The sequence below is a fragment of the Embleya sp. NBC_00896 genome (genome assembly GCF_045207785.1).
Classification (GTDB): Bacteria; Actinomycetota; Actinomycetes; order Streptomycetales; family Streptomycetaceae; genus Embleya.
Genome location: NZ_CP108776.1, coordinates 2,816,455 through 2,842,410, shown reverse-complemented (window position 1 = coordinate 2,842,410; position 25,956 = coordinate 2,816,455). Strand labels below are relative to the sequence as shown.

Genomic DNA, 25,956 nt, shown 5'->3' with positions numbered 1-25,956 from the left:
CATTATATGACATATCATCTGGGCTCGACTCTGGTGGATGGGGGGTGAGAACAGTAGCTTCGCGACCCGATTCGAGCTCTCCCGGCGCCGAGGGTCCCAACGGCCCGCCCGACGATCTGCCCGGCATGCCCGGCGACACGTGTCCGGAACCCGTCGCCCTCGTCGAGGGCCCCGACGCGGCCCGCCGGCTGCACGCGATCATCCACCTGGCCAAGACGCTCGCCACCACCCACCACTTCACCGAGGTCGTCCGCGTGTCCGCGACCCAGGCCCGGCTCGCGATGGGTGCCGCGCACGCGTCGATCTCGGTATGGGAACGCGACAGCGGGCGGCTGCGCGTGCTGGTCAACGACGGTGAACTCGCCGAGGGCGAGGAACCGCACCCGGACGCGGAGACGTACGCCGTCACCGACTTCCCCGACATCATCGAGTCCGACGCGTGGCCCACCACGTGGTCGCGCTGTGTGGACGACCCCGCGTCGACGCAGGACCCCGAGCGGGTCGCGGCGATGCGGCGCCGGGGGCGGCACGACTGCATGGTCGCGCCGATCATGGTCGAGGGCCGCGTGTGGGGCGAGCTGTATCTCGCCCGGCGGGCCGATCAGCCGCGCTTCGAGCCGGTCGACGCCGAGTTCGCGGGTGTGCTCGCCGCGCAGATCTCGGCTGGGCTCGCGCAGGCCGAACACTTCGAGCGGATCGAGAAGCTCGCCTTCACCGACCCGCTCACGGGCCTGGCCAACCGGCGCGCGATCGACGCCCGGCTGGACGAGGCGATGTCCCGGCACTACCGCGAGGGCGTCGTGGTCAGCCTGATCGTGTGCGACGTCAACGGCCTCAAGCGGCTCAACGACGAGCGCGGCCACGACGTCGGCGACCGGCTCCTGGAGCGCTTCGCCGACCAGCTCTCGGCCTGCGGCGCGATGCTGCCCGGGGCGATGGCCGCGCGGCTCGGCGGCGACGAGTTCTGCGTGCTGGCCGAGGGCTACCCGCCGGACGACGTGGTCGCGGTCGCCGAGGAGCTGTGCCGGCGCGCGCTGCGGATGCACGACGGCGAGGGCGTCGCGTGCGGCGTGGCCTCCACCGGCGACCCCGTGGGGCCGGTGACCAGCGCGGACCGGCTGTTCCGGCTCGCCGACGCGGCGCAGTACCGGGCCAAGGGCTCCCGCTCGACCCGGCCCGTGGTGGCCGGCCGCGGGCAACAGCCCGACCTGACCCTGAGCCTGGCACGCGAGGCGCAGGACGACGCGGAGACCGAGACCCCGGGGCCGCACCGCGACCGCCGCCGCTTCCGCGGCGCGCTGCACAACGCGGAACCCGGCCGGCTGCTGGCCGCGGTGCTCGCCGTGCTCGACGAGCGCGAGCCCAAGAGCGTGCACCGCGCGGACACGCTCGGCCGGCTGGAGATCGTCGCCGACACCTTCGCGCGCATGCTCGACGGGGTCGCGTGGTGGGTGTCCTACCTGCCCCCGGGCGGGCGGGTGCTGCGCACCGTGCGCTACTCGATCCACCGGCTCACCGGCGTCCAGAGCGAGTCCGGCTCGCGCTACAACGCGGTCACCGCCGAGTACGACCTCGCGCACTATCCGGCCACGGCCGACGCGGTCCAGGGCGGCAGTTTCGTGGCCGAGCTGGGCGACCCCGGCACCGACCCGGCCGAGGAGGACCTGCTCCTGGTCGGCGGCTACAAGGCGATGGTCGCGGCCGGCGGCTCCAACGCGGCGGGCGGCTGGCTGGTCGAGATCTACGCGGACGACCTGAGCCTGAGCGTCACCGGCCTCGCCCCCGTCCTGCGTGCGCTGGTCGCGGTCGCGCTGACCGGGGGAGCCTCGCTCCCCGAGTAGGTCGCGGCGAGCCGGAGCGCGCCCGCCGCGGCCGGTCAGGCGAGCGCGGCGTGCCGGTCGGCCAGGATCCGGTCCGGGTGGCTGTACACATTCGCCGAGCGCCCCCGCAGGAACCCCACGAGGGTCACCCCCGCGTCGGCGGCCAGGTCCACCGCCAGGCCCGAGGGCGCGGACACCGCCGCCATCATCGGCACCCCCGCCATCGCGGCCTTCTGGGTCAGCTCGAACGAGGCCCGCCCGCTCACCATCAGCACGTGCCCGGCCAGCGGCAGCCGCCCCTCGCGCAGCGCCCAGCCCACGACCTTGTCCACCGCGTTGTGCCGGCCCACGTCCTCGCGCACGCACACCATCTCGCCGGTCGCGGTGAACAGGCCCGCCGCGTGCAGGCCGCCCGTGCTCGCGAACACCTTCTGGGCCGCCCGCAGCCGATCCGGCAGCGCGTACAGCACCTCCGCGTCCACCCGCACGTCGTCCGCGAGCACGTCGAAGCGCGACATCCGGCGCAGCCCGTCGATGCCGGTGCTGCCGCAGATCCCACACGAACTCGACGTCCACACACCGCGCATCAGGCCCGGGTCGGGGGCCGGCACGTGCGGCGCGAGCACCGCGTCCACGACGTTGTACGTGTTGTGGCCCTCGTCGTCGGTGCCCGCGCAATAGCGCATCGCGCTCAGGTCCTCGGCCGCGCCGACCACGCCCTCGGCGGCCAGGAACCCGGCCACCAGGTCGAAGTCGTCGCCCGGCGTGCGCATCGTGACGGTGATCGTGCGCCCGCCGATCCGGATGTCCAGCGGCTCCTCGGCGACGAGGGTGTCCACCCGGGATACGGCGGGCGTGTCCCCGCCCAACCGCAGGATCTTGTGGCGAGAGGTGACCCGACCCACGGCACTGCCTTTCCTCGATGCGTTCTCGGCCCGCGTTCCCGGTGCCGTGACCGGCGCCGGCCGGTCCGCGAAACCTGCCCCGGACGGCCCGAACGCCTCCTCGAACGGTAGCCGCCCTGGCGCTGACGAATTCCATGCACATAATGATCGAGTGAATATCGATCTGCACCACCCCGTAGCAGCGCCCGCGACCGTCCTCGTCGGCGAGGCCGGGATGTCTCCGCAGGACGTCCTCGCGGTCGCCCGCGCAGGCGCCCGGGTCGAGGTGTCCGACACCGCGCTCAAGGCCATGGCCACCTCGCGCGCGGTCGTCGACGCGCTCGCCGCGCGCACCGAGCCGGTGTACGGGGTGTCCACCGGCTTCGGCGCGCTCGCGGTCCGGCACATCAGCCCCGAGCTGCGCACCCGACTCCAGCACTCGCTCGTGCGCTCGCACGCCGCCGGCATGGGCCCGCGGGTCGAGGACGAGGTGGTCCGCGCGCTCATGCTGCTGCGGCTGAAGACGCTGTGCTCGGGGCGCACCGGAGTGCGGCCCGTGGTCGCGCAGACCATGGCGGGCCTGCTCAACGCCGGCATCACGCCGATCGTCCGCGAGTTCGGCTCGCTCGGCTGCAGCGGCGACCTCGCGCCGCTCGCGCACTGCGCGCTCGTGCTCACCGGCGAGGGCGAGGCGGCCGGCCCCGACGGCGTCGTGCGCCCCGCCGCCGAACTCCTGGCCGAGGCCGGGATCACCCCGATCGAGCTCAGGGAGAAGGAGGGCCTGGCCCTCATCAACGGCACCGACGGCATGCTCGGCATGCTGCTGATGGCCGGAGCCGACCTCGCCCGCCTGTTCACCACCGCCGACATCACCGCCGCGATGACGATGGAGGCCCTGATGGGCACCTCCCGCGTGCTCGACCCCGCGCTGCACGCGATCCGCCCGCACCCGGGCCAGGCCGCGAGCGCCGCCAACATGCTGCGCGTGCTCGACGGCTCGGCGCTGACCGGCCACCACCAGGACGCCGCGCCGCGGGTCCAGGACGCCTACTCGGTCCGCTGCGCCCCGCAGGTCGCGGGCGCGGGCCGGGACACCCTCGCCCACGCGCTCCTGGTCGCCGACCGCGAACTCGCGTCCGCCGTGGACAACCCGGTCATCCTGGAGGACGGCCGGATCGAGTCCAACGGCAACTTCCACGGCGCGCCCGTCGGCTACGTGCTCGACTTCCTCGCCGTCGCGGTGGCCGACCTCGGCTCGATCGCCGAACGCCGGACCGACCGGCTGCTCGACCCGTCCCGCTCGCACGGCCTGCCCGCGTTCCTCGCGGACGACCCGGGCGTCGACTCGGGCCTGATGATCGCGCAGTACACCCAGGCCGCCCTGGTCTCCGAGTGCAAGCGGCTCGCGATGCCCGCCTCCGCCGACTCCATCCCCAGCTCGGCGATGCAGGAGGACCACGTCTCGATGGGCTGGAGCGCGGCCCGCAAGCTGCGCCGGGCGATCGACAACCTCAACCGCATCCTCGCGATCGAACTCACCACGGCCGCCCGCGCGCTGGACATGCGCGTCGCCGCCGGCCTGGGCGCCCCGGCGCCCGCCACGGCCGCCGTGGTCGCGGCCCTGCGCGCGAGCGGCTCCGAGGGTGTGGGCCCCGACCGCTTCCTGGCCCCCGACCTGGAGGCCGCGGACGCCTTCGTCCGCGCCGGCGGTGTCGTCGCGGCCGCCGTCTCGGCAGCCGGCGAACTGAGCTGACCCGCTGTCAGATCAGGCAGGATGTACGGCCGGACGGCCTACCGGAACCGTCCGGCCCGGGCCTGGACAGGCCCGGACGCCCTCCGTGTGCCGGCAACAAAGAAAAGAGCCGTGAAGGTGGACCAGGCAGACAGCCCCTCCGCGCGGTTGCTCGCCCTGTTCGAGCGCCACCGCCTGACCCCCACCCAGCGCCGGATCGCGCACTGCCTGGTCCGGCACGCCGGCGAGGCGGTGTTCCTGTCCAGCGTCGAGGTGGCCCAGCTCGCCGGTGTCAGCCAGCCCTCGGTGACCCGGTTCGCGGTGGCGCTGGGCTTCGACGGGTATCCCGCGCTGCGCCGGCACCTGCGCGAACTCGGCCTGCCCACCACCTCCGAATCGTCCGCCGAGGTGGACCGCAACGAGTACGTCGGCGCCGTGCACGCCGAGATCGCCAACCTGACCCGGCTCGCCGACCAGCTCGCAGATCCGGGTCCGATCGCGCGCGCCGCCGCGCTGCTGGCGCCCTCGCGTCCGCTGGTGGTGCTCGGGCTGCGGACCGGGATGGCCCCCGCGCGCGGCTTCGGCTACTTCGCGGCCAAGGTGCTGCCCGAGGTCCGGGTGCTCGACGAGGGCGGCTCGCAGCTCGTGGACCGGCTCGACCAGGCGCGGGCGGCCGGCGCGACGGGACTGCTGTGCTTCGCGCTGCCGCGGTATCCGCGCGAGTTGGCGGAGGGGCTCAAGGTGGCGCGCGACTTCGGCTTCCGGATCGTGACCGTCGTCGACAGCCCGTTCGCGCCGGCGGCGGCGCTGTCCGACGCGGTGCTGATCGCCGGAGTCGGCTCGCAACTGGTCTTCGACTCGTACGGTGCGCCCATCCTGATGGGCCAGATCCTTCTCCAGGCGATGTGTGACATCGAGCCCGCACACGCGCAGGCCCGCCTCGAAGAGTTCGAACGCCAAGCCGGCGAACGCGGCCTGTTCGACGCGTAGCCGCACCGCCTGGTTCGACGCGAGGCCCGAGCAGAACCAGCCCCTCCGGTTCAACGCGAAGCCGAGCAGAACCAGCCCGTCCGGTTCGACGCGAAGCCGAGCAAAACCAAACCAGCCCGTCCGGCGTTTGCGGACAGCCGGCCGCAGGCCAGGCGAGATCAAGCCCGTCCGGCTTTGGAGGACGGCCCCCGACGCGCCGGGGTCATCGCGAGAGCGCCATACATCGCCAGCGCCCCCACAATCGCGGCGCCGCCCGCGATCAGGGCGGTGTCGCGGTAGCGGGGGATGCTGAGCAGGAAGCCCCCGCTGCACAGGAGCGCGCCGATCAGGACGACCAGGGCCACCACGCCCGGTTCGCGGCCGCGCCCACGCATGAGCATCACCAGGCCCGCGAACGCCATGAAGGCGCCCAGTGCCGTGATCGCCCAGAGCACCGCCTGCAGATCCATTCCGTTGGGCTACCCGGCCCCGATCGGCCTGACCACGGATCGCATGAATTCTCACCGAATGGGCCAAGTCTCCCAGGTGTTGCATCCCTCACGGTCGCGGAGTGCCGGCCCTCTCTTGGCGACGCGTTGCCGAACAGATAGATTCACTCTCGAAGCGACTGAATGTTTTCATACAGAATTCGTTGCACAGAGGCAGAAGGGGCGCCGCCATGTCGGACCACACCGCAGGACCGCGCGAGGTGCGCGCAGCGCGCGGGAGCACGCTGAACACCCGGGGCTGGCAGCAGGAGGGCGCCCTGCGGATGCTCATGAACAACCTCGACCCCGAGGTCGCCGAGCATCCCGACAAGCTCGTCGTCTACGGCGGCACCGGCAAGGCCGCGCGCGACTGGCGCTCCTTCGAGGCCATCACGCGCACGCTCACCACGCTCAAGCAGGACGAGACGCTGCTCGTCCAGTCGGGCCGTCCGGTCGGCGTCATGCAGACCCACGAGTGGGCGCCGCGCGTGCTGATCGCCAACTCCAACCTGGTGCCCGACTGGGCCAACTGGGAGGAGTTCCGCCGCCTCGAGTCGGCCGGCCTGACCATGTACGGCCAGATGACCGCCGGGTCGTGGATCTACATCGGCACCCAGGGCATCCTCCAGGGCACCTACGAGACCTTCGCCGCCGTCGCGGCCAAGCGCTTCAACGGCACCCTCGAAGGCACCATCACGCTCACCGCCGGGCTCGGCGGCATGGGCGGCGCGCAGCCGCTCGCCGTCACCATGAACGGCGGCGTGGTGATCTGTATCGACTGCGACCCCTCGCGGATCGACCGCCGGATCGAGCACGGCTACTGCGACGTCCGCGTCGACAGCCTCAAGGCCGCCCTGGACCTCGCGGTCGAGGCGCGCGACGCCCGCCGCCCGCTGTCCATCGGCCTGCTCGGCAACGCCGCGGAGCTGGTCCCGCAGCTGCTCGCGATGGACGCCCCGATCGACATCGTCACCGACCAGACCTCGGCCCACGACCCGCTCGCCTACCTGCCGGTCGGCGTCGCGTTCGAGGACATGGCCGAGTACGCGCGCACCAAGCCCGCCGAGTTCACCGACCGCGCGCGCGAGTCGATGGCCCGGCACGTCGAGGCCATGGTCGGCTTCATGGACAAGGGCGCCGAGGTCTTCGACTACGGCAACTCGATCCGCGGCGAGGCGCAACTCGCGGGCTACACGCGCGCGTTCGACTTCCCCGGGTTCGTCCCGGCGTACATCCGCCCGCTGTTCTGCGAGGGCAAGGGCCCGTTCCGCTGGGCCGCGCTCTCCGGCGAGGCGAGCGACATCGCCAAGACCGACAAGGCCGTCCTCGAACTCTTCCCGGAGAACGAGTCGCTGGCCCGCTGGATCAAGCTCGCCCAGCAGAAGGTGCACTTCCAGGGCCTGCCCGCGCGGATCTGCTGGCTCGGCTACGGCGAGCGGGACAAGGCCGGCGAGCGGTTCAACGACATGGTCGCCTCCGGCGAACTGGCCGCGCCGATCGTGATCGGCCGCGACCACCTCGACTGCGGCTCGGTGGCCAGCCCGTACCGCGAGACCGAGGCCATGCTCGACGGCTCCGACGCGATCGCCGACTGGCCGCTGCTCAACGCGATGGTCAACGTCGCCTCCGGCGCCTCCTGGGTGTCCATCCACCACGGCGGCGGCGTCGGCATCGGCCGCTCGATCCACGCCGGCCAGGTCACCGTCGCCGACGGCACGCCGCTCGCCGGCGAGAAGATCCGTCGCGTGCTCACCAACGACCCGGGCATGGGCGTGATCCGGCACGTGGACGCGGGCTACGACCGCGCGGTCGACGTCGCCGACGAGCGCGGCGTGCGGGTGCCGATGCAAGAAGGCGACGCGTGAGCACCGGCTTCGAGGCGATGTGGCGCGACCTGCTCCCGGTGGGTCGCGCCACGACCGGCGGCTACCGGCGGTACGCGTGGACCGCGGCCGACGCCGAGTGCCGCGCGTGGTTTCGCGAGCAGGCGGAATCCCGCGGACTGCTGTACGAGGAGGACCGCAACGGCAACCAGTGGGCGTGGACCGCGCCCGGCGCCGACGCGATCGTGATCGGCAGCCACCTCGACTCGGTGCCGGACGGCGGCGCCTTCGACGGGCCGCTCGGCGTGGTCTCCTCGTTCGCCGCGCTCGACCTGCTGCGCGAGCGCGGCGCGCACCTCGCGCGCCCGCTGGCGATCGTCAACTTCGGCGACGAGGAAGGCGCCCGGTTCAACGTGGCGTGCGTCGGCTCGCGGCTGGCCGCGGGCGTGCTGACGCCGGACCAGGCCCGGGCGCTCAAGGACGCCGACGGCGTCTTCCTCGGCGACGCGATGGAGCGGGCCGGCTTCGACCCGGCCGGGATCGGGGCCGACCCCGAGCGGCTGGGCCGGATCGGCGCGTTCGTCGAACTGCACGTCGAGCAGGGCCGCGACCTCGTGCACCGCGAGCGCGCGGTCGGCGTGGCCTCGGCGATCTGGCCGCACGGGCGCTGGCGGTTCGACTTCCGCGGCGAGGCCAACCACGCCGGCACCACCCGCCTCGAAGACCGGCACGACCCGATGCTGACCTACGCCAACACCGTGCTCGCGGCCCGCAAGAAGGCCCACGTCGCGGGCGCGCTGGCCACCTTCGGCAAGGTCGACGCGCAGCCCGGCGCGGCCAACGCGATCGCGTCCCTGGTGCGCGGCTGGCTGGACTCGCGCGCCGCCGACGAGGCGACGCTCGACGGACTGGTCGCGGAGATCATCCGGTCCGCGACCGAACGCGGCGAGCGCGACGGGGTCCAGGTCGACATCACGCGCGAGTCGTTCACACCCGTCGTCGAGTTCGAGGGCACCCTGCGCGACCGGATCGCCAAGCACCTCGGCGGTGCCCCGATCCTGCCCACCGGCGCGGGCCACGACGCGGGCATCCTGTCCTCGCGCGTGCCCACCGCGATGCTGTTCGTCCGCAACCCGACGGGCGTGTCGCACTCGCCGGCCGAGACCGCCGAGATGGTGGACTGCCTCGCGGGCGTCGAGGCGCTCGCCGACGTGGTGGCGGATCTGATGAGCGAGGAGCGCCTGTGAGCGAGTACTGGTGCGAACTGGTGCAGACGCGCACCGGCATCGAGCGCGATGTCGTGCTCGTGATCACGGACGACCGGATCGAGTCGGTCACCCCCGACCGTCCGGTCCCCGCCGGTGCCTCGGTCCTGCCCGGCCTGACCGTCCCGGGCCTGGCCAACGCGCACTCGCACGCCTTCCACCGGGCCCTGCGCGGCCGCACCCAGGCCGGCGCGGGCACCTTCTGGACCTGGCGCGACCAGATGTACAAGGCCGCGGGCGGGCTCGATCCGGACACCTACCTCGCGCTCGCGCGGGCGGTGTACGCGGAGATGGCGCTCGCCGGGATCACCTCGGTCGGCGAGTTCCACTACCTGCACCACGGCCCGGACGGCACGCCGTACGACGACCCCAACGCGATGGGCCACGCGCTGATCGAGGCGGCCCGGCAGGCCGGCATCCGGATGACCCTCCTGGACACCTGCTACCTGCACGGCGGCCTCACCGCCGACGGCTACCAGCCGCTGAGCGGTGTTCAGCGCCGGTTCGGCGACGGGACCTCGGACGCCTGGTACGAGCGCTGGACGGCGCTGCGCGGCGACCAGACCACCCGGATCGGCGCGGCCGTGCACTCGGTCCGGGCGTTCGCCGCCAAGGACGACTACACGACCTGGGCCGACCGGACCCGGGGCGTGCCGGTCCACGTGCACCTGTCCGAGCAGCCCGCCGAGAACGAGGCGTGCCTCGCGCACCACGGCACGACCCCGACCGGGCTGCTCGACGCGCACGGCTTCTGGAGCCCGGACGCCACGGCGGTACACGCGACCCACCTCACCGACGGCGACGTCGACGCGCTCGCCCGCAGCGGTGCCGGCGTCTGCCTGTGCCCGACCACCGAGCGCGACCTCGCCGACGGCATCGGCCCCTCCGGCGAGCTCGCGCGCGCCGGCGTCCCGTTGTCGCTCGGCAGCGACAGCCAGGCCGTGATCGACCTGTTCGAGGAGGCCCGCGCGGTCGAACTCGACGAGCGCCTGCGCACCGGCCGGCGCGGCCACTTCACCTCCGCCGCGCTGCTGGCCGCCGCGACGGTCGGCGGGCACCGGGCGCTGGGCTGGCACGACGCGGGCCGGATCGAAGCGGGCGGCCTGGCCGACCTCACCACGGTCGGGCTCGACTCGGTCCGGCTCGCAGGCACCGTGCCGCGGCTGGCCACCGAGGCCGCCGTCTTCGCCGCGACCGCCACCGACGTCACCCACGTCATGGTCGGCGGCCGCACAATCGTCCGCGACGGCGTCCACCAGCTCGTCGACGCGGTACCGCAGGCCCTGACCACGGCCGTCCACGACCTGTTCCGCTGATCCACCCCACTCGGACCGGAAAGGACCACCCGCGCGTGGCCACCACCCTGATCACCAACATCGGCTCGCTCGTCACCAACGACCCCGACCTCGGCGGCGGGCCGCTCGGCCTGCTCCGGGACGCGGCCCTCGTGCTCGACGGCGACCGGATCGCGTGGGTGGGGGCCGCCGCGGCGGCGCCGGACGCCGACACGCGGCACGACGTCGAGGGACGCGCGGTGATCCCGGGCTTCGTCGACTCGCACTCGCACCTGGTGTTCGCGGGCGACCGCACCGCCGAGTTCGACGCGCGGATGTCCGGCGAGGCGTACCGGGCCGGCGGCATCCGGACCACCGTCGCCGCGACGCGCGACGCGAGCGACGAGCGGCTCGCCGCGAACGCCGCGGCGCTCGTCGCGGAGGCGGCCCGGCAGGGCACCACCACGATCGAGATCAAGTCCGGCTACGGCCTCACCGTCGCGGACGAGGAGCGCGCGCTGCGGATCGCGGCGGCGTTCACCACCGAGACCACCTACCTCGGCGCGCACATCGTCGCCCCGGAGTACGCCGACGACCCGGCCGGCTACGTCGACCTGGTCACCGGGCCGATGCTGGACGCGTGCGCGCCGCACGCCCGCTGGGTCGACGTGTTCTGCGAGCGCGGCGCGTTCGACGGCGACCAGGCCCGCGCGATCCTGACCGCCGGGATGGCCAAGGGGCTGATCCCGCGCGTGCACGCCAACCAGCTCGGGCACGGGCCCGGCGTACAGCTCGCCGTGGAGCTCGGCGCGGCCTCGGCCGACCACTGCACACACCTCACCGACGCCGACGTGGACGCGCTCGCCTCCGGCGACACGGTGGCCACGCTGCTCCCGGGCGCCGAGTTCTCCACGCGCGCCGTGTACCCCGACGCCCGCTTGCTGCTCAAGGCCGGTGCCGAGGTCGCGCTGTCCACCGACTGCAACCCCGGGTCGAGCTTCACGACGTCGATGCCGTTCTGCATCGCGCTCGCGGTGCGCGACATGGGCATGACGCCGGACCAGGCCCTGCACGCCGCGACGGCCGGCGGCGCCCGCGCGCTGCGGCGCGACGACGTGGGGGTGCTGCGCGCCGGCGCGCGGGCCGACGTGGTCGAATTGGACGCTCCCTCGCACGTGCACCTGGCCTACCGGCCGGGCGTACCGCTCGTGCGCACGGTGTGGCGCGCGGGAGTCACCGTCTGACAGACCGTCGGATATCGACATGATCGCGTTACGGACCCCCACTGTCGCAGCGGCACCCGCTCGTGGATACTCGCCGGTAACTCTCTCAGCCAGAAGCGTGGCCGGGACCCCGGGAACGGGGCCCGGACATGCGCAGACGGAAGGAGCGGCGCCGATGGGCCGCCTCGCACAGACCGACGGACTCACCGATGTCCAGCGGGAGATCCTCGCCACCGTCCGCACGTTCGTGGACAAGGAGATCATTCCGGTCGCGACCGAGCTGGAGCACAAGGACGAGTACCCGGCGGAGATCGTCGAGGGCATGAAGGCCATGGGCCTGTTCGGCCTGATGATCCCGGAGGAGTACGGCGGCCTCGGCGAGTCGCTGCTGACCTACGCGCTCGTGGTCGAGGAGATCGCGCGCGGCTGGATGAGCGTGTCGGGCATCATCAACACGCACTTCATCGTCGCGTACATGATCAAGCAGCACGGCACGGACGAGCAGAAGGCCTACTACCTGCCGAAGATGGCCGAGGGCGAGATCCGCGGCGCGTTCTCGATGTCCGAGCCGCACTGTGGGTCGGACGTCTCGGCGATCCGCACCAAGGCCGTGCCGGACGGCGAGTTCTACGTCCTCAACGGCCAGAAGATGTGGCTCACCAACGGCGGCAGCGCCAACCTGGTCGCGGTGCTCACCAAGACCGAGCTGGGCGAGGACTCGGTCTACCGGAACATGACCACGTTCCTGGTCGACAAGGAGTCCGGCTTCGGCGAGACCCGGCCGGGCCTGACCATCCCCGGCAAGATCGAAAAGATGGGCTACAAGGGCGTCGACACCACCGAGATGGTGCTCGACGGCTGCCGGGTGCCGGCCGACCGGATCCTCGGCGGCGTGCCCGGCAAGGGCTTCTACCAGATGATGGACGGCGTCGAGGTCGGCCGGGTGAACGTGGCCGCGCGCGGGTGCGGGGTCGCGCAGCGCGCGTTCGAGCTGGGCATCCGGTACGCGCAGCAGCGCGAGACCTTCGGCAAGCCGCTGACCGGCCACCAGGCGATCCAGTTCAAGCTCGCCGAGATGGCCACCAAGGTCGAGGCCGCGCACCAGATGATGATCAACGCCGCCCGCAAGAAGGACGCGGGCGAGCGCAACGACCTCGAAGCGGGGATGGCCAAGTACCTGGCCGCCGAGTACTGCAAGGAGGTCGTCGAGGACGCGTTCCGGATCCACGGCGGGTACGGGTTCTCGAAGGAATTCGAGATCGAGCGCCTCTACCGTGAGGCTCCGATGCTGCTGATCGGTGAGGGCACGGCCGAGATCCAGAAGATGATCATCGGCCGTCGGCTGATCGAGGACTACAAGCTCAAGGGCTGAGGCCCGAGCCCGGCGAGCCCCGCTCTCGGATCTTCTTCGCGGGCGGGGCTCGCCGTATCCCCGCGAGCGCGGGGCCGACACGTTGCCTCGAACAGATCAACGACCGCGCTCCCGTGGTGTCACGCCTGTGCGGCCAACCGGGTCCGGTCTCCGTCCGGTTGCCGGGCGTGGCCGCGCCGTTGCACGTCAGGGCCAGGTTCGCGGCCGATGATGGCGGCATGCGCAACCGCCTTTGACGGGGGAGCCCACCATGGCCGCAGCACGCCCTGCACCGGTACCGCCCGGAGAGTTCGTCCGGATCGACGGGACCGCGACGCACGTGGTCCGTGAGGGTGCCGGCCCGGTGGTGATCGCCACGAGCGGCCTCGGCGGGGCGTGGTTCGACTGGGACCTGGTCGTACCGCTGCTTACGCCCGACTGCACGGTGGTCCGCTTCGACCGCCCCGGCCTGGGCTACTCCGAGCCCGATCCGCGACCGCCCACGCTCGCGCGCGAGGCCGACCGGATCGCGGCGCTCGCCGACGCGCTCGCGCTGCCCGGGCCGTACGTCCTGCTTGCGCACTCGCTCGGCGCGTTCCACGTCGAGGGCTTCGCGCGGATGTACCCCGAACGGACCGCCGGCCTCGTCCTCGTCGACCCCGGCAACGAGGACAAGCCGCGACCGCGCCCCGCCCGCCCGGCGCGGGTGGGGGCGGCCCGGGTGGTCGGGGGAGCGATGCGGGTCAGCGGCCTGGGTCGTCCGATCGGCCCATGGGTGCGACGGTCGATCCTGTTCACCCAGTCGCGCCGGCACCGCGACGTGGCCGACGCGCGTTGGGTGCGCGGCGCGTACGGGTCCGGCCGGTTCTTCGCGACCGCGCTCACCGAGAACACCACGTACCTCGACGTCGCCGCCGAACTCGCCGACCTGCGCCGGGTCGCGCCGCTCCCGGACGTCCCGTTGCGGGTGCTGGCCGCCGCCGGCGGCTACGAGAGCCTCGCTGCGCGGGCCCGCTGGGTGCGCGCGCTGCGCACGCTCGCGAACCTGTCCCCGCGGGGCCGCTGCGACGTGCTGGACGACTCCGCGCACTTCGTGATGCTGGACCGGCCGGACGCCGTGGTCGAGGCGGTACACGAGACCTTGTCTGATTAGTCACGTGTTGTCACGAAAAGTGCCGGGTAGACGCATCGGGGCGAACGACCAGACGCAAGCACACGGCATCGATGCGAGGCGGCAGCATGTTCGGTCAGCAGAATCTCCCTCCCGGCGCCGGCGGGCCCGGTCCCGACATCGCGAACACCGGCGAGGTCATCGCGTCGTACACCGAGTACGCGGGTGCCCAGCGCGCTGTCGACTACCTCTCCGACCACGAGTTCCCGGTGCAGAACAGCGCGATCGTCGGCGCCGACCTGCGGCTGGTCGAGAACGTGCTCGGCCGGCTCACCGCGGGCAAGGCGGCGGCGTCCGGCGCGGCGAGCGGCGCGTGGTTCGGCTTGATGATCGGGCTGTTCCTGGGCATCTTCGCGGTCCGCGCGCACAGTTGGTTGTGGCTGGTGCTGTGGGGTCTGCTGTGGGGCATCGCGGCGGGCGCGCTGTTCGGGTGGCTCGGGTACAAGGCACTGGGCGGGCGGCGCGACTTCGTCTCGACCAGCCAGATCGTCGCGTCGCGCTACGACGTCGTGGTGCGCCCGGACCTGGCCGAGCGGGCCCGCAATCTGGTGGGCCGGCTCGACCTGTAGGTCCGGGGGTCTCGGCGGCTTCGCGTCACGGCGCGGCTTCGGGTCACAGCCAGCCGTTGCGCCTGAAGCCTCGATGCATGAGCGAGCACGCGACGATGATCACCGAGAGCGTCATCGGATAGCCGTACTTCCAGCGCAGCTCCGGCATGTGGTCGAAGTTCATCCCGTACACGCCCGCGAGCATCGTGGGCACGGCGAAGATCGCGACCCAGGCGGAGATCTTGCGCATGTCCTCGTTCTGGGCGACCGTCACCTGCGCGAGGTTGGCCTGCAGGATCGAGGTCAGCAGTTCGTCGAACGCGGCCACCTGCTCGCTCACCCGCGACAGGTGGTCCTCGACGTCGCGGAAGTACTCGCGGATGTCCGGGTGCACCTGGCGCATCGGCCGTTCGGCGAGCGCGTGCAGCGGGCGGGCGAGCGGTGCGACGGCGCGCTTGAGTTCGAGCAGTTCGCGCTTGAGCTGGTAGATCCGGCCCGCGTCACCCGCGCCGCGCCCGCCGAACACGTCGTTCTCGACCTGGTCGATGTCGTCCTGGATCAGCTGCGCCACGTCGAGATAGGTGTCCACGACCCGGTCGGCGACCGCGTGCAGGACCGACGACGGGCCGGCCGCGAGTAGTTCGCCGCCGAGCTCCAGGCGGTGCCGCAGGTCGCCCAGCGCGCCGTGCCGGCCGTGTCGCACGGTGACCACGAAGTCGTGGCCGAGGAAGACCATGATCTCGCCGGTCTCGACGATCTCGCTGGTCGCGGTGAGCTGCTCGTGCTCGACGTAGGTGACCGTCTTGAACACGGCGAAGAGCGTGTCGTCGTAGCGCTCCAGCTTGGGCCGCTGGTGCGCGTGCACGGCGTCCTCGACGGCGAGCGGGTGCAGGCCGAACCGCTCGGCGATGCCGGACAGTTCGAGCGCGCTCGGCTCGTGCAGGCCGATCCAAACGAAGCCCCCGCCGCCGCCCTCGCGGACGTGGTGGATCGCCGAGTCGGGATTCGGGCAGCCCTCCACGCGCCGGCCGTCCTGGTACACCGCGCAGTCCACGACGCAATTGCCGGGCACGACGGGCGTGGCCGTCGACGGCAGCGGGGTACGGCGGTGCGGGCGGACTGCGGCGCGGAGGTCGCGGATCATCGACATGACGGGCTCCTGCACTGACAGGCACGCGCCAACGCGAGAGCGCCGCGGCAGGCGGGCCGCGGGGACGCGTCGACACGTGAAAGCGGAACGAATCACCGAACGAACGGCAAAAGATCCTGACGCCCCGTCACGGAGGAAATTCGGAGAACGAAGACCGGACCGGAGATCGCGGGCCGGCGTTCGGGGAAAGTCTCGGAAACCCTCAGAAAGGGCGGGGCGTGCGACTGGATCGGGGAAGATCGGGTGAGCCGCCGGTACTGCACGGTGTGCTGGTATGCACCACGATCACCTCCCACGGCCGGTCCCCGCTGGGGGAAAGCCTCCGCTCGTCGACCGCGTGGGTCGGGGCAAAGGCGAGTCCGTCATCCGATGGCGCGCGGGGATGTCGCCATCCCGGCGGCCGACTATGCAGCGTACACCAGAGCGTGTGCCCGAACGCCCGGTACACGAAAGCCTCCTGACGGCGAATTAGCATGCGGGTCATGTTCGACTTCACGCCGGGACCCGAGCCCGTCGACCCCACCCCGCAGGTCGAGGCACACCTGATCGCGACCTTCGGTGACCCGACCGGCCGCGCGGGGGTGACGTTCGTGGGCGCCGACCGGATCGAGGTGCTGCGCTTCGGCCCGGACGGCACGGGCGTGGTCCGCTACGCGACGCTCGGCATGTCGCGGGCCCCGATGGCCGACCCGTCGGCGGCGCTGGCCGACCCGGTGGCGGGCCCGCGCGCGGAACTGGTGCTGTCCGTGCGGGGCGGTCACGACTCGGTCCTGCGTCCCCTGGCCGTCCTTGCCGCCACCCCGCAGGTGGAGGGCCTGGTCATCGCCCCCGGCGCCGGGCTGGACCTGGGCGGCCCGCTGTGGGAGGACGCCGCCTTCCACGCGGTCCTGGTCGCCGAACCCGGCGGCCTGGTCCCCGACCTCCCGCTCCAGCCCCCGGCCGACCCGGTCCGCTTCCTCCCCCTGCTCCCGATGACCCCCGCCGAAGCCGCCTGGAAACGAGCCCAGGGCGCGGAGGCCCTCCAGGAAAAATGGCTCCAACACGGAACCGACCTCCGCGACCCCAACCGCCGCGCGGTCCCGCTGGGCTGAGCGGGGACGCCGTACGGGAATCGGGACCCATCCGTCCATGACCCACATCACCGGGCGCCCCCTACTGTGGCGGCCGGGCGGCTCCCTATCCTCGAACCCATCCGCCGGCGCAACTCGTCGATCCGTCGCCACCTGACCGAGCCAGGCAGGTACCCGATACGGCTTCGACGGCCGCCGGACGCGGACGCCTTGTTCGATGTTCCACCAGGTGAGAGGGGACCGAAATGCAGTTCGGCCGCTACTACGAAGAGTTCGAGGTCGGTGCGATCTACAAGCACTGGCCCGGCAAGACCGTGACCGAGTACGACGACCACCTGTTCTGCCTGCTTACGATGAACCACCACCCGCTGCACATGGACGCCAACTACGCCGAGACGTCGACCGACTTCGGCAAGAACGTCGTGGTGGGCAACTACATCTACTCGCTCCTGCTCGGCATGTCCGTGCCGGACGTCTCCGGCAAGGCGATCGCCAACCTGGAGATCGAGTCGCTGCGACACGTGGCGCCCACGTTCCACGGGGACACGATCTACGGGCAGACGCTCGTGCTCGACAAGTGGGAGTCGAAGTCCAAGGACGACCGCGGCGTCGTCTACGTGGAGACCAAGGGCTACAAGCAGGACGGCACGCTGGTCTGCGTGTTCAAGCGCAAGGTCATGGTCCCCAAGGAGAGCTACGGCGAGAAGCGCGGCGGCGAGCAGCCCGGGCGCCCCGAGCTGATCGAGGGCTGATCGAGGCCGACCTCGCGCCCGGCGCGGGCGGGGCGGCCGGGAACGGCGCGACCCGCCCGCGCTACGGGAGTTCGTCGGCCGTCGGGTAGGACGACTGCGCGCCCTCGCGGCGCACCGCCGCCGCGCCCACCCGCACGGCGTACCGCGTCGCCGCGACCAGGTCGTCCCCGGTCGCCAACCGCCACGCGAGCGCGCCGGTGAACGCGTCGCCCGCGCCCGTGGTGTCGACCGCCGCCACCGTCGGCGACGCGAGGTGCACCGGTTCCGTGTCCGCCTCGGCGACGAGCGCGCCACCACTGCCCAGGGTGAGCACGATCGAGCGCGGGCGCGGGTCGAGCGAGCGCCACACCTTCAGCGCGGCGCGCGCGTCGTCGACGCCGGCCGTCACACTCGCCTCGTGCTCGTTGAGCACCAGCGGGTCGCACGCGCGCAGCACGGTCGCGGACATCAGGACGTGCCGCGGGATCGGTGGGGACAGGTTCAGGACCACCCGGGTGTCGGCCTCGCGGCACTGCCGGACGACCTCCCACACGGTCTCGAGCGGGATCTCCAATTGAAGCGAGACGACCGCCGCCGTCTCGATCGCCGACCGCAGCGCGGCCACGTCCTGCGGCCCGAACCGGCCGTTCGCCCCCGGGGCCACCGTGATCGTGTTCTCGCCCGCGTCGTCCACCGTGATCAGCGCGACGCCCGAGGCGCCGGCGAGCCGGCGCACCGCGTCGGTCCGTACGCCCTCGCGGCGCAGCGTCTCGACGAGCATTCGCCCGTGCTCGTCCTCGCCCACCCGGCCGGCGATCGCGACGTCGGCGCCGAGTCGGGCCGCCGCGACCGCCTGATTGGCGCCCTTGCCTCCCGGGTGCACGACCAGGTCGCCGCCGAGGACCGTCTCGCCCGGCCGCGCGTGCCGTGCGACCCGCACGACGAGGTCGGCGTTGATCGAGCCGACCACGAGCAGCCGCGACCCGCTCACGTGACGCCCGGGACGTTCCAGTCGCGCAGGGTGTCGAGCAACCCGTCGACCAGATCGAGCCGACCGATCTCGCCGGCCGCCACCCACCGCACCGCGTCCGCGTCGTCGCCCGCGCGCAACACACCGCCGTGGGGCGTGCACCCGTAGTCCCTGATCTCGTACGTCCCGCCGTCGGGCGCGGGCCGCAGCACCGATCCGACCAGCGGCCCCACGGTCACGAGCAGCCCGGTCTCCTCGACCATCTCGCGCGCGAGGGCGACCGCGTCGGTCTCGCCCTCCTCGACCCGCCCACCGGGCAACGACCACTGGCCCTCGCCCGGCATTTTCGCGCGTTGCACCAGGAGCAGCCGCCCCTCGGAGTCGAGGACGATCGCGCCGACACAGGGAATGAGCCGCATGCCTCCCGAGCGTAGTCCCACGTGCCGACCCGCAACGGGAGATCGCGGACAGGTCACACGGCGCCCGGCAGCGCGACGGCGCGCGCGGAGGGCGCGCCGTCGGCGGTCGTACGCCGGTCGGCGGTGTGAGCGCATCGAAGGAGTGATCGTCCTTGACGCGGAGCCTTGGGCAGTGGACCGTCTTGTTCTATGAAGGGCGAGCCGAGCTGCCCCCGCTGCGGCGGCCGGGTGCGCGCTCCGGGTCTGTTCTCCGAGACCTGGGAGTGCGAGATCCATGGAGCCGTTCCTCCGCTGCAACCTGTCGTGCCGCCGAGTGTGGAAGCTCTTGACGCGGTCGTGCGCCGCTCGCGTGTGCCGGTCTGGCTGCCGTGGCCGCTTCCGGTGGGGTGGCTGTACACCGGTGTCGCGCACGCGGGCGACGATCGTGGCGGGTCCCGGGCCGTGGCCGTCGCGTGCACCGGCCCGGCGCCGCTGGGCGGTCGGGGCGAGCTGCTCCTGGTCGCCGAGGAGGTGGGGGTCGGGCTCGGCGCCCGCTACGCGGGCCTGACCGGGCACGATCCGGGTGGCGAGTTCGTCAAGTCGGCGCCCGCGAAGCTGATGGCCGCGGGGCGGCCGACCCCGCTGTGGTGCGTCACCGACGCGCCGTCCGACCGCGCGGTGTACGCGGGCGAGGCGTTGGGCCTGTGGCTGTGGGCGATCCTGTGGCCGGGCAAGGCGGGCCACCTCGTCTACGACGACGTCGTGCTCACCGATCTGCGCGACGCCGGGGCCGAGTTGCAGCTGCTGCCGTGTGGCGCGCTGTCCCCGCAGCTCCTGGAGTACTGACCGGCGCTCGGCCGCGCCGCCGCCTCGTCGACCGGGGTCGTTAGGGTCGGGAGCGTCCATCGACCCTCCCGGCAGACGAGGTCAGCGTGCGCATCGACCTGCACACCCACAGCACCGCTTCGGACGGCACCGACACGCCCGCGGAGCTGGTCCGCAAGGCGCGCGCGGCCGGTCTCGACGTGGTCGCGCTCACCGACCACGACTCCACCGCCGGGTGGGCGGCGGCGGTCGAGGCGTTGCCCGACGGGTTGACCCTGGTTCGCGGCGCCGAGATCTCGTGTGTGGCCGAGGGCGGCATCAGCCTGCACATGCTGGGTTACCTGTTCGACCCGGCCGAGCCGGAGTTCGCGCGCGCCCGCGAACTGGTGCGCACCGACCGGGTCCGCCGGGCCGAGGCGATGGTCGAGCGCTGCCGCGAGCTCGGCGCGCCGATCACGTGGGCCCGGGTGCGCGAGATCGCCGCCGGCGGCGCGGTGGGCCGGCCGCACGTGGCGACCGCGCTGGTCGAGGCGGGCGTGGTCGCGGACGTGTCCGGGGCGTTCACGCCCGAGTGGCTCCAGGACGGCGGGCGCGCGTTTGTCGAGAAGTACGAGATCCACGCCGCCGAGGCGGTCCGGTTGATCCGCGGCGCGGGCGGCGTCGCGGTGTTCGCGCACCCGGGCGCGGTCAAGCGCGGTCGTACCGTCTCCGACGCGACGATCGCGGAACTCGCCGACGCCGGGCTCACGGGAGTCGAGGTCGACCACATGGACCACGACGACGCGATGCGGGCACATCTGCGCGGGCTCGCGGGTGAGCTGCGGCTGATCACGACCGGTTCGAGTGACTACCACGGCACCCGCAAAACGATCGGTCTCGGAGAAAACACCACAGATCCCGAGTCGTACGAGGCGATCGCGGAACTGGCAAGGGGAGCAAAGCCGATCACCCCATGAACTGGTTTTACGTCACCTTCCATCTGTTCGGCCGGCAGATCCTCGACTGCCCGCACGTGTCGATCCCGGCGATCGTCAGCGTGCAAGAGGCCGACGGCGCCGGTCGGTAGGTCGGGGTGTGGACCGCGATCGTGGCGATCCACGTGGTGCGGCTTCATCGAGGCGAAGCCATGGTCCCCGAAGCGGCGGCACTAAGGTGCCAAACGCAGCATCCAGTGGTTGGGGAGAGGCGGAGGACATGAGCAAGTCGGTACGTGGCGTCGTCGCGCGCAGCAAGGGCGCGCCGGTCTCGATCGAGACCATCGTGGTGCCGGACCCGGGTCCGGGCGAGGCGCGCGTGCGGGTCCAGGCGTGCGGCGTCTGCCACACGGACCTGCACTACCGCGAGGGCGGTATCGGTGACGAGTACCCGTACCTGCTCGGCCACGAGGCGTCGGGCATCGTCGAGTCGGTCGGCGAGGGCGTGACCGAGGTGGCCGTCGGCGACTTCGTGATCCTGAACTGGCGTGCGGTGTGCGGCGATTGCCGTGCGTGTCGACGCGGCCGTCCGCAGTACTGCTTCGCGACGCACAACGCGAAGCAGAAGATGACCCTGGAGGACGGGACCGAACTGAGCCCCGCGCTCGGCATCGGCGCGTTCGCCGAGCTGACCCTGGTCGCCGCCGGCCAGTGCACCAAGGTCGACCCCGAGGCGAACCCGGCCGCGGCCGGTCTGCTCGGGTGCGGCGTGATGGCCGGCCTCGGCGCGGCGGTCAACACCGGCAACGTCGGGCGCGGCGACACGGTCGCGGTGATCGGCTGCGGCGGGGTCGGCGACGCGGCGATCGCGGGCGCGCGGCTCGCGGGGGCGGCCAGGATCATCGCCGTCGACCTCGACGACCGCAAGCTCGAATGGGCCCGCAACGCCGGCGCCACGCACACGGTCAACTCCAGGAACGACGACCCGGTCGAGGCGATCCGCGCACTGACCGGCGGCTTCGGCGCCGACGTCGTGATCGACGCCGTGGGCCGGCCGGAGACGTACAAGCAGGCGTTCTACGCCCGCGACCTGGCCGGCACCGTGGTCCTGGTGGGCGTGCCCACCCCGGAGATGACCATCGAACTGCCGCTGCTCGACGTGTTCGGCCGCGGCGGCGCGCTCAAGTCGTCCTGGTACGGCGACTGCCTGCCCTCGCGCGACTTCCCGACGTTGATCGACCTCTACCGCCAGGGCCGGTTCGATCTCGAGGCGTTCGTGAGCGAGACGATCACCCTGGAGGACGTCGAGGCGGCGTTCGAGAAGATGCACCACGGCGACGTGCTGCGCTCGGTGGTGATCCTCTGATGGGCATCGACCACGTGGTCACGTCGGGCGTCTTCTCGCTCGACGGCCAGGACTTCGACGTCGACAACAACGTGTGGATCGTCGGCGACGACCGCGAGGTCGTGATCGTCGACGCCGCGCACGACGCGGCCGCGATCGCGGCTCGGGTCGGCGACCGCGCGGTCACCGCCATCGTGCTGACGCACGGCCACAACGATCACATCAACGCCGCCGCCGAGTTGGCCCGGCTCACCGGCGCGCCCATCCACCTGCACCCGCAGGACCGGATGTTGTGGGACGCGGTGTACCCGGATCGTGCTCCCGACGCCGAGCTGACCGACGGTCAGCTCCTTTCGGTCGCGGGCACCGAGCTGCGCGTCGTGCACACGCCCGGGCACGCGCCGGGCGCGGTGTGCCTGTACGCGCCCGACCTCGACGTGCTGTTCTCCGGCGACACGCTGTTCAAGGGCGGCCCCGGGGCCACCGGGCGCTCCTTCTCGTCGTTCCCGGTGATCCTCGACTCGATCAAGGGCCGACTGCTCGCACTGCCCGAGGGCACGCGCGTGCTCACCGGGCACGGCGACGAGACGACGATCGGCGCCGAGGCGAAGGACTACGACGCCTGGGTGGCCCGAGGGCACTGACCCGCCCCCGGGGGCGCGAACCGGGTCCGGACATGCCGAGGGCGCTCCCCCCATCTGGGGGAGCGCCCTCGGTTCATTCGATATCAGCCGGTTTCCGCCACCTTGACGGGGCGAATGTACAAGCGCTCGCCGTTTGCCTCGGCCCGTTTCAGGGCCGCCTGCACGGTGTCGATGTCGACGGCGCAGTTGACCGGTTTGGGCCCGGCCGCTTCCTGGGCTCGGCTGAGGTTGGTGATTCGGTAACGCATACGCGTCTCCCTTCCCTCGTGTCCGAAGTCGCACGAGGCCGCAAGGTGTCCACGGCCCCGTTTACAAGGATGGGCGCCGGGATCCGTGAGGATCAGGCAAGACCTGACAGAGGTCACAACCGGCACCGTGGTGAACAACAGCAGTCACGCCGATAGCATTCCCGTGACTGAAATGTTCCTTTCCTGACTTCCGCGTTTCTACACGTGACACTCGACGCGACATCGCGCGCCGGCCAAGCGAGGACGTGGCGGTGACCGGCATAGGACAATGCCGGTCTGAAGACATCCGAAGACTTCGGGCAGTCGCGAAAGGGAGGACGAGAGACTTTGCACGATCCGGAAGAGGACGACGTCCGGATGGGCGCGACGGCAGCCTTCGGCGTCGTGGTGCACGAGCCCGGCGAGGACCTCGGCGCCGAGTCCGCCGGCCCCCTCGAGGACCACCCGGTCAGGGGCTTCGAGGACACCCCCGAAATGCCCGACATGCCCGGGACGTTCACCCGACCGGCCGTACTGGTCCAATCCGTCTCGCCGCCCCTGCACTTCGGCACGCACGCCCTGTTCGTCGACGTCGGCTACGTGTACGCGGCGATGGGCCTGCTGGTGGCCGGCTCGGCCGAGCGCCGCGCGTTCCGGGTGGACGCGGAACAGCTGATCACCGGCCTGATCGACGAGGCCCGCCGGGTCTTCCCCGAGGGCCGGCTGCTGCGGGTGTACTGGTACGACGGCGCGCGCGAGCGGGTGCACACCGTCGAGCAGCGCCAGATCGCCGAGCTGCCCGACGTCAAGGTGCGGCTGGGCAACCTCAACGCGCACAACCAGCAGAAGGGCGTCGACTCGCTGATCCGCAGCGACCTCGAATCGCTCGCCCGCAACCACGCGATCGACGACGCGGTGGTGATCAGCGGCGACGAGGACCTCGTCTCGGCCGTCGAGGCCGCGCAGTCCTACGGCGTGCGCGTGCACCTGTGGGGCGTCGAGCCCGCGTACGGCACCAACCAGGCCGACCCGCTGGTGTGGGAGGCCGATGTCACGCGCATGCTGCACCGCGAGTTCTGCGAGACGTGCGTGACCCCCGTACTGCTGCCGCCGTCGCACGGCGGCGGACCCCTCGCGGTACAGCCCGGCGGCCCGCCGACCGCCGACCAGGCGTGGCGGATCGGCCAGGAGATCGCCAAGCGCTGGCTGGTCGTGCGCGGCCGGGAGAACCTGGCCGACCTGATGCCGGGCCCGATGCTGCCGCAGGCCATCGATCGCGGCTTGCTCGTGGACGCGGAGAGCGTGTTGCAGTACTCGCTGCGCCCGCACGAGGACCTGCGCCGCGCGCTGCGCAACGGCTTCTGGGATCGCCTCAACCAGGAGTTCGGGCTGCCGAGCACGGAGTCCTCCGAGGGCTGACCGCCGCCTCACCCATCCTTCGCGGCACCGCCGCGGGCTCCGTGGTGTTCGTCCACTCAATAGGTGTAGTTTACATTTATTGGCGAAGTCACGCGATGACACGGTGTCTACCGAGATGGGGCTCCAGGTCTCGGATTCGCCGTGTCCCGTGGCGACCGCGGGGTACAAGTCGGTGCGCTGATTTCGCCGACACACCCGAACACGTGAAGAAGGAAGTGCACTACATGTACGAGCGGATCCTGGTCGCAGTGGACTCCACCCCCGAGGCCGCCGACGTGCTGACCCACGCCGCTCTCCTGGCCAACAGCACCGGCGCGGCCGTCCGCGTCCTGCACGTGCAGGCGATCGACGTCGTGGACGGCGGCGGCGTCGGCGGCGTGATCGAGGACGAGACCGCGGAGACCGCCGTCAAGGTCGTCACCGAGGCGGTCGGCACGCTCAAGGCCGCCGGCGTGCTCAAGGTCGAGGGCTGGACCGAGGAGACGGTGCGCGGCGACGTGCCCAACGCGGTCCTCGACCAGGCCCGCGCCTTCCAGGCCGACCTTCTCGTCCTGGGCGCCCGCCGGCACGGCAGCCTGGCGAGCCTGTTCCTGGGCAGCGTGAGCGACACGGTGGCGCACCGCTCGGTCTGCCCGGTGCTGCTGGTTCCCTGAGCGTCGACCGGCCCCCCACGACGCCGCCGACCCCGGGTGCCCCGATCGGGGCACCCGGGGTCGGCGGCGTCGTGGGGGGGGTGCGGCGCTGTGTGGGGGTGGGGGAGGTCAGACTCGATCCGCCGACACGTTCGCCGTCGCGTCCGTCGTTGTCGTCGTCTTTGGCGTCGTCGTCCAGAACTCGGCCAGGGCCGCGGCCGTGGTGGCCGGGGATTCGACGTTGGGGGAGTGGAACGCGTCCGGGATCACCAGGTGGCGGACGCCCAGGCGGGTGGCCATGTCGGCCTGCCAGGGGAGCGGCCAGGCGTAGTCCTCGACGCCCGAGATCACCAGGGCGGGCAGGCCCGCGGCCACGACGGCGGCCAGTTCGGCGACGCGGTCGGGTTCGGTGCGCAGTTGTTCGGCCATGCCCAGCAGGCCCGCCGGAGTGTTGCCCAGCCAGCGGCCGTGCAGGAACTCGGCGATCACCGGGTCGGTGGGCGGCAGCAGGCCGGCCTCGATCTCGACGGCCTGCATGGCCTCCCACACCTCCTGGCGGGTCAGCAGCGGGAGTACCTCTTCGAGCAGCAGCAGCCGGGTGGTCTCGTCCGGGGAGATCGCCGCCGGGCCGGTGCTCATCAGGGTCAGCGACGCGAGCCGCTCCGGCACGCGCAGCGCCACCGACCGGCAGACCAGGCCGCCGAAGGAATGCCCGACCAGGTGGATCCGCTCGCCCGGGGCCACCGTGTCCGCGACCGCGAGCAGGTCGTCCACGAGCGCGTCGCGGGTGTAGGCCGCCGGGTCGTCGGGGCCCGGAGTCTCGTACTGCCCGCGCTGGTCCAGGGCCACGGTGTGGAAGCCGCGACGGGCCAGCGGTTCGACGAGCGCGATGAAGTCTTCCTTGCTGCCGGTGAAGCCCGGGACGAGCAAGGCCGTGCCGAGCGCGGGCCCGCCGACGGGCGGGGCGGATTGCAGGACGGCGAAGCGCCCGCGCCCGGTCGCCAGGCGACGGGAGCGGACGGTCCCGGGCAAGGTCAGAAAGCGTGGCGTGCTCACGCCCTCGAGCCTACTTATCCGCAGGTA

The 25,956-nt window shown here is 72.3% G+C and carries 25 protein-coding genes; 18 read left to right on the top strand and 7 right to left on the bottom strand.

Features of this window, described 5'->3' with window-relative positions; all coding sequences use genetic code 11:
• Positions 1-44 precede the first annotated feature (44 nt).
• Positions 45-1,841 (top strand): diguanylate cyclase domain-containing protein, encoded by a 1,797-nt coding sequence (locus OG928_RS12650; RefSeq protein ID WP_406283127.1) that lies wholly within the window; start codon positions 45-47, stop codon positions 1,839-1,841.
• A 35-nt stretch (positions 1,842-1,876) separates the two neighbouring features.
• Here the strand turns inward: OG928_RS12650 and fdhD are convergent, their stop codons facing one another.
• Entirely contained in the window at positions 1,877-2,725 is an 849-nt protein-coding gene (gene fdhD / locus OG928_RS12645) for a formate dehydrogenase accessory sulfurtransferase FdhD (RefSeq protein WP_406283125.1), read from the bottom strand.
• Between the two features lie 163 nt (positions 2,726-2,888).
• On the opposite strand from fdhD, the gene hutH reads away from it, so the two are divergent.
• Both hutH and OG928_RS12635 read left to right on the top strand, forming a co-directional pair.
• A complete protein-coding gene (gene hutH, locus OG928_RS12640; RefSeq protein ID WP_406290937.1) occupies positions 2,889-4,457 on the top strand; it encodes a histidine ammonia-lyase in 1,569 nt (522 codons plus the stop codon).
• A 117-nt stretch (positions 4,458-4,574) separates the two neighbouring features.
• Entirely contained in the window at positions 4,575-5,426 is an 852-nt protein-coding gene (locus OG928_RS12635) for a MurR/RpiR family transcriptional regulator (protein WP_406283123.1), read from the top strand.
• 158 nt (positions 5,427-5,584) lie between these two features.
• Here the strand turns inward: OG928_RS12635 and OG928_RS12630 are convergent, their stop codons facing one another.
• Entirely contained in the window at positions 5,585-5,875 is a 291-nt protein-coding gene (locus OG928_RS12630) for a hypothetical protein (protein ID WP_406283121.1), read from the bottom strand.
• Positions 5,876-6,084: 209 nt separating this feature from the next.
• Between OG928_RS12630 and hutU the strand changes: the two genes are divergently transcribed.
• From hutU to OG928_RS12595, 7 genes are all read left to right on the top strand, one after another.
• Positions 6,085-7,758 carry a urocanate hydratase gene (gene hutU, locus OG928_RS12625; RefSeq protein ID WP_406283119.1) on the top strand — a complete coding sequence of 558 codons (1,674 nt, stop codon included), beginning with the start codon at positions 6,085-6,087 and terminating at the stop codon, positions 7,756-7,758.
• A gap of 17 nt (positions 7,759-7,775) precedes the next feature.
• Entirely contained in the window at positions 7,776-8,963 is a 1,188-nt protein-coding gene (locus OG928_RS12620; RefSeq protein WP_406290935.1) for an allantoate amidohydrolase, read from the top strand.
• Positions 8,960-10,297 carry a formimidoylglutamate deiminase gene (locus tag OG928_RS12615; RefSeq protein WP_406283117.1) on the top strand — a complete coding sequence of 446 codons (1,338 nt, stop codon included), beginning with the start codon at positions 8,960-8,962 and terminating at the stop codon, positions 10,295-10,297. The genes OG928_RS12620 and OG928_RS12615 overlap by 4 nt, the downstream gene beginning before the upstream one ends.
• 35 nt (positions 10,298-10,332) lie before the next feature.
• Entirely contained in the window at positions 10,333-11,499 is a 1,167-nt protein-coding gene (gene hutI / locus OG928_RS12610; protein ID WP_406283115.1) for an imidazolonepropionase, read from the top strand.
• A gap of 154 nt (positions 11,500-11,653) precedes the next feature.
• Entirely contained in the window at positions 11,654-12,850 is a 1,197-nt protein-coding gene (locus OG928_RS12605; protein WP_406283113.1) for an acyl-CoA dehydrogenase family protein, read from the top strand.
• A 250-nt stretch (positions 12,851-13,100) separates the two neighbouring features.
• Entirely contained in the window at positions 13,101-13,982 is an 882-nt protein-coding gene (locus OG928_RS12600; protein ID WP_406283111.1) for an alpha/beta fold hydrolase, read from the top strand.
• A gap of 86 nt (positions 13,983-14,068) precedes the next feature.
• Entirely contained in the window at positions 14,069-14,569 is a 501-nt protein-coding gene (locus OG928_RS12595) for a general stress protein (RefSeq protein WP_406283109.1), read from the top strand.
• A gap of 43 nt (positions 14,570-14,612) precedes the next feature.
• Here the strand turns inward: OG928_RS12595 and corA are convergent, their stop codons facing one another.
• The gene (gene corA, locus OG928_RS12590; RefSeq protein WP_406283107.1) at positions 14,613-15,698 is read right to left on the bottom strand and encodes a magnesium/cobalt transporter CorA; all 1,086 of its coding nucleotides are present in this window, start codon (positions 15,696-15,698) and stop codon (positions 14,613-14,615) included.
• Between the two features lie 482 nt (positions 15,699-16,180).
• Between corA and OG928_RS12585 the strand changes: the two genes are divergently transcribed.
• Together OG928_RS12585 and OG928_RS12580 are read left to right on the top strand one after the other, a co-directional pair.
• Positions 16,181-16,789: a suppressor of fused domain protein gene (locus OG928_RS12585; protein ID WP_406283105.1), complete on the top strand. Its 609-nt coding sequence runs from the start codon at positions 16,181-16,183 to the stop codon at positions 16,787-16,789.
• Positions 16,790-17,013: 224 nt separating this feature from the next.
• Positions 17,014-17,520: a MaoC family dehydratase gene (locus tag OG928_RS12580; protein WP_406283103.1), complete on the top strand. Its 507-nt coding sequence runs from the start codon at positions 17,014-17,016 to the stop codon at positions 17,518-17,520.
• A gap of 61 nt (positions 17,521-17,581) precedes the next feature.
• Here OG928_RS12580 and OG928_RS12575 read toward each other — a convergent pair whose 3' ends face one another.
• Both OG928_RS12575 and OG928_RS12570 read right to left on the bottom strand, forming a co-directional pair.
• Positions 17,582-18,490 carry a ribokinase gene (locus OG928_RS12575; RefSeq protein ID WP_406283101.1) on the bottom strand — a complete coding sequence of 303 codons (909 nt, stop codon included), beginning with the start codon at positions 18,488-18,490 and terminating at the stop codon, positions 17,582-17,584.
• Complete coding sequence (locus OG928_RS12570; protein WP_406283099.1) at positions 18,487-18,888, bottom strand: NUDIX hydrolase; 402 nt, start codon at positions 18,886-18,888, stop codon at positions 18,487-18,489. Before OG928_RS12570 ends, OG928_RS12575 begins: the two co-directional genes overlap by 4 nt.
• 189 nt (positions 18,889-19,077) lie before the next feature.
• On the opposite strand from OG928_RS12570, the gene OG928_RS12565 reads away from it, so the two are divergent.
• The 4 genes from OG928_RS12565 (at position 19,078) to OG928_RS12550 (ending at position 22,595) form a co-directional block, all read left to right on the top strand.
• Entirely contained in the window at positions 19,078-19,713 is a 636-nt protein-coding gene (locus tag OG928_RS12565; protein ID WP_406283097.1) for a DUF6758 family protein, read from the top strand.
• 86 nt (positions 19,714-19,799) lie between these two features.
• Complete coding sequence (locus tag OG928_RS12560) at positions 19,800-20,648, top strand: PHP domain-containing protein (protein ID WP_406283095.1); 849 nt, start codon at positions 19,800-19,802, stop codon at positions 20,646-20,648.
• A gap of 238 nt (positions 20,649-20,886) precedes the next feature.
• Positions 20,887-21,972, top strand: coding sequence for an S-(hydroxymethyl)mycothiol dehydrogenase (locus tag OG928_RS12555; RefSeq protein ID WP_406283093.1), 1,086 nt, complete (start codon positions 20,887-20,889; stop codon positions 21,970-21,972).
• The gene (locus OG928_RS12550; protein WP_406283091.1) at positions 21,972-22,595 is read left to right on the top strand and encodes an MBL fold metallo-hydrolase; all 624 of its coding nucleotides are present in this window, start codon (positions 21,972-21,974) and stop codon (positions 22,593-22,595) included. The genes OG928_RS12555 and OG928_RS12550 overlap by 1 nt, the downstream gene beginning before the upstream one ends.
• Before the next feature lie 83 nt (positions 22,596-22,678).
• On the opposite strand, the gene OG928_RS12545 is transcribed toward OG928_RS12550, so the two are convergent.
• Positions 22,679-22,843: a hypothetical protein gene (locus OG928_RS12545; protein ID WP_406283089.1), complete on the bottom strand. Its 165-nt coding sequence runs from the start codon at positions 22,841-22,843 to the stop codon at positions 22,679-22,681.
• Between the two features lie 474 nt (positions 22,844-23,317).
• Between OG928_RS12545 and OG928_RS12540 the strand changes: the two genes are divergently transcribed.
• Together OG928_RS12540 and OG928_RS12535 are read left to right on the top strand one after the other, a co-directional pair.
• Positions 23,318-24,241 (top strand): NYN domain-containing protein, encoded by a 924-nt coding sequence (locus OG928_RS12540; RefSeq protein WP_406290933.1) that lies wholly within the window; start codon positions 23,318-23,320, stop codon positions 24,239-24,241.
• A gap of 203 nt (positions 24,242-24,444) precedes the next feature.
• The gene (locus OG928_RS12535; protein WP_406283087.1) at positions 24,445-24,894 is read left to right on the top strand and encodes a universal stress protein; all 450 of its coding nucleotides are present in this window, start codon (positions 24,445-24,447) and stop codon (positions 24,892-24,894) included.
• A 108-nt stretch (positions 24,895-25,002) separates the two neighbouring features.
• Here OG928_RS12535 and OG928_RS12530 read toward each other — a convergent pair whose 3' ends face one another.
• Complete coding sequence (locus tag OG928_RS12530; protein ID WP_406283085.1) at positions 25,003-25,929, bottom strand: alpha/beta fold hydrolase; 927 nt, start codon at positions 25,927-25,929, stop codon at positions 25,003-25,005.
• Between the last annotated feature and the right edge of the window lie 27 nt (positions 25,930-25,956).